This is a genomic window from Allocoleopsis sp. (assembly GCF_036703385.1).
Classification (GTDB): Bacteria; Cyanobacteriota; Cyanobacteriia; order Cyanobacteriales; family Coleofasciculaceae; genus Allocoleopsis.
The window spans coordinates 1-3,867 of record NZ_DATNPA010000563.1; the positions used below are offsets into that span (position 1 = coordinate 1).

General features: G+C 45.9%; 3 protein-coding genes. 1 reads left to right on the forward strand and 2 read right to left on the reverse strand.

Features of this window, described 5'->3' with window-relative positions:
- Nucleotides 1–142 precede the first annotated feature (142 nt).
- The gene (locus V6C93_RS27430; protein WP_333479844.1) at nucleotides 143–955 is read right to left on the reverse strand and encodes a restriction endonuclease; all 813 of its coding nucleotides are present in this window, start codon (nucleotides 953–955) and stop codon (nucleotides 143–145) included.
- A gap of 148 nt (nucleotides 956–1,103) precedes the next feature.
- Nucleotides 1,104–1,601: a DUF29 domain-containing protein gene (locus V6C93_RS27435; protein ID WP_333479845.1), complete on the reverse strand. Its 498-nt coding sequence runs from the start codon at nucleotides 1,599–1,601 to the stop codon at nucleotides 1,104–1,106.
- A 130-nt stretch (nucleotides 1,602–1,731) separates the two neighbouring features.
- Here V6C93_RS27435 and V6C93_RS27440 point away from each other — a divergent pair.
- Nucleotides 1,732–3,867: non-ribosomal peptide synthetase (locus tag V6C93_RS27440; protein WP_333479846.1), on the forward strand; the 2,136-nt coding region annotated here is incomplete at its 3' end.

Here is a 3,867-nt window from a genome sequence, read left to right on the forward strand (position 1 = left end):
AGAGACTCTCAGCTCATAAAACATCAAGGTCTAATATGATGTTGGCTGATATGGTCAGTGTCGTGAACTCAGAGGTGGACAAAATTAGTCGTAAAAACTGTATCAGAGGTTTGGGCGTTTGGAACAGGCGCTACTTACTGCGCTAGTTCTCCTCCGCAACTGCAAGATCTAGCGCAAGGTTGTAGACAGGTAGCTGTTCCGTCTCTATCCCGAATTCATTTTCGATCATGATATCTACAATCGTTAATCCATTAATTAGAACCACAGGTACAGCACCAGACTTAAGCGAGTTTTTTTCGGCTTCAGGACTAAAGTTTGCCGTAGTAAAAAAGATGCCCATCTCATATTGTCCTTGAATATCACCACGAAATTGATTAATCTCTGGTCTTCCTATTGCTCTCCTCGTCCATCGTTTACACTGGAACGCTACATTGAAATATGTGAACCCAACTTTAAGGCGACCATAACCATCAATACCACCGTCTTTTGAAATACCAGTGACAACTACATCTTGAAAACCGTAGGCCTTGAGTAAATTTCTACAAAATCGTTCAAATATGATTGGATCTAGTTTCTTGATTTCCTCCAGAACTCTGTCCCGAAATTCATCTACATACTTTTGATGTAGGTGCTTTAGGGAAATAAGATCGGTTTTCTTATCAGGTGAAGGTTGAACTGGGATTGAAAGAGACGTTTCTATAAGTGGCTTCTGTAAAACGTAATACTTGCCATCAGGAAGCAACTCAAAGTACTTTTTATCAGATGCGGATTGAAAATCTAAGTCTTTACAATGTCGGCGTATCTGACTTCTAACAATCTGAATGGGTTGATCGGCTTTAAAGGTGTAGAGGTTCTTGCTTATAATCGCCTCATACACTTCAGTGACAGTCATAGGCTTACCTGCTGCTAGCATCACTTCTTCGATAGCTTCAACGATAGTTATCTTTGCTTTCATGCCCCTTACTCATGAAGTATTACCATGTGAGTCGCCAGCGTTTCCAGAGTTAAAATTGACAGCTAAACAGGTTTTTCAGGTTGGGACGCTTCCCGAACAGCAAGAGCAACAACCTGAAAGCTGAAGAAACAGAAGTCTAGTATTATATTTAGTCTCTATTCCAGTTGGGGTCTGACTCCAGTTGCTCACCTGGGAAAAACGAGAAGTCTAATACCTGCTCTAAGCTATAAAGACACTCTTGGGGAAAATCTCTGTAATTTAAAGAAGTTTCGCGAACAGCTAAGTCTACTCCATCCTGATAGGCTTTCTCCAACACTTCAGGTAAGTAAGGTTTCAAGCTGGGGCTTTCTTCAAGCAAATCCCTCATTCTACGACGCTGTTCCCGAATTGTCGCCAACCAGCTTTTAGAACGATGACTAGACTGAAACTCCCACTTGAGTAGATGTCCTAATAAAATCCCCAAACGGTTCCTCAACTCCTGACGTTGTTGTTTACCCAACGATTCAATCTCCTCAACCAAGTTTGAGATATCTAATCCGTCCCAGACACCTTCTTTGAGAAATTTAGCTTGTTCGATCGTCCAGGCATAAAAGTCTGTCTCGTATAGTCCAGAGGTTTTAGAGACTTCCGTTGGTGTTTTGGTCATAGCGATCGCAATTTACTCCAAACCCAATTCTTGAGAATATGCGGTAATCCAAGCAGCTGTAGTTATTACAAGTGTAATAACGAAGGAGCAGTACAATGGCAACACGCATAGACGACCAGTTCAGAAGCTTATGAGCCAGCATCTTGCTGACAACTCCCGCACAACGGCTGAGGAAAAACTCAATACCCCAGAAGAAGCAGAAGTCTTTGTTTTTCCTGCATCGTTTGCCCAGCAGCGGCTGTGGTTTCTCGACCAGTTATTCCCAGACAATCCCTTCTATAATGTGTCCGCAGCACTTCGCCTGACGGGTTCCCTCAACCTAGCTGCACTAGAGCAGACATTCAATGAAATCGTGCGTCGCCATGAAGTTTTGCGTACCACTTTTAGGATGCTGGAGGGGCAACTCGTCCAGGTAATCGCTCCCACCTTAACCATACCCCTGCATGTGGTAGATTTGCGCTCTCTACCCACAGCAGAACAGGAAGCTGAAAGCCGACGAATAGCTACCGAAGAGCGATCGCATCCTTTCGATTTATCCTCCGAACCGTTACTGCGAGTCATGCTGCTACAGCTAGACTCATCAGCACACATACTCCTGCTGAACCTACACCACATTATCTGCGATGGCTGGTCGATTGGCGTGCTACTTCGAGAACTAGGCGCACTTTACACCGCCTTTGCCAATAACCAGCCCTCACCGTTGCCCGAACTGCCTATTCAATATGCAGACTTTGCCCACTGGCAGCGCGAATGGTTACAAGAGGTAGGGGCGACTCATGAGTCGCCCCTACACATGCAACTTGCTTACTGGAAGCAGCAGCTAGACAATCTCCCTGTACTCAACCTGTCTACCGCTCACCCCCGCCCTGCAACTCCAACCTACCAAGGGGCAACGCAATTTTTAGAGTTACCGAAGAAGCTGAGTGAGGAACTAGAAGCACTCTCGCAGCGCCAAGGGGTGACTCTGTTCATGACACTCTTAGCGGCATTCCAAACCTTACTCTACCGCTACACGCAACAAGAAGATATTGTCGTTGGTTCTGCGATCGCCAATCGCAACCGCAGTGAAATAGAACGGTTAATTGGCTTTTTTGTCAATAGTCTGGTGCTGCGTACCAACTTATCAGGCAACCCAACATTTCTGGAACTAATAGGCAGAGTCCGGAAAGTAGCGCTAGAAGCTTATGCCCATCAGGATTTACCCTTTGAGAAGCTAGTCGAGGAACTGCATCCAGAGCGCGATTTGAGCCATCATCCCTTGTTTCAGGTTGCGTTCAGCTTACAGAACACACCCATTAAGGCGCTAGAGTTGCCTGAGCTAACCCTCTCGAAGCTGGACTTTGATAGCCCAAGCGCTAAATTCGATCTAGAGCTTCATCTGTGGGAATCTCCAGATGGATTTAGAGGACAGGTAATTTACAGCACTGATTTATTCGATGACACCACGATTACCCAGATGCTAGGGCATTTCCAAATTCTGCTAGAGGGCATTGTCGCCAACCCCCAGCAGCGGCTTTGTGACTTGCCGCTTTTAACAGAATGCGATCGGCATCAGCTACTGATGGAGTGGAATAACATCGGGAGAGGGAGCAAACTTGTAGGGGCGGGTTTAGCCGAGCAATTGGGAGGCAAACAGATCATCTCTCAACAAAACCCGCCCTTTTCAGAACAGGGGAACAGGAGAGAGTGCTTCCATCAGTTATTTGAAAAACAGGTAGAGCAGACACCTGATGCAATAGCCGTAGTCTTTGAAGACGAACAATTAACCTACCGAGAACTGAACAACCGCAGCAACCAACTCGCACATTACTTGCAAAAACTAGGAGTAAGTTCAGAAGTTCTCGTCGGCATCTGCCTAGAGCGCTCTGTGGAAATGATAGTTGGACTGTTGGGCATCCTCAAGGCAGGTGGAGCATACGTACCTTTAGATCCCACCTATCCTCAAGAGCGCCTTAACTTTATGCTGGAAGACGCTCAGCTATCAATCTTACTAACCCACTCAGTTTTAGCCCCCCTTTTTAAGGGGGGTTGGGGGGATCGAACCCAGTGCAGCGATCGCCAGCACCAGTTGTCTGTTATTTGCCTAGACAAAGACGCGGATTCAATTACCCAACAAAGCCAAGACAACCCAATCAGCCACGTAACACCTGAAAATCTGGCTTATGTCATCTACACCTCTGGTTCTACAGGAAAGCCCAAAGGTGTTCTAATTGAGCATCGGGGCTTAAGCAACTTATCTCAAGCTCAGATTCAAACTTTCAACTTA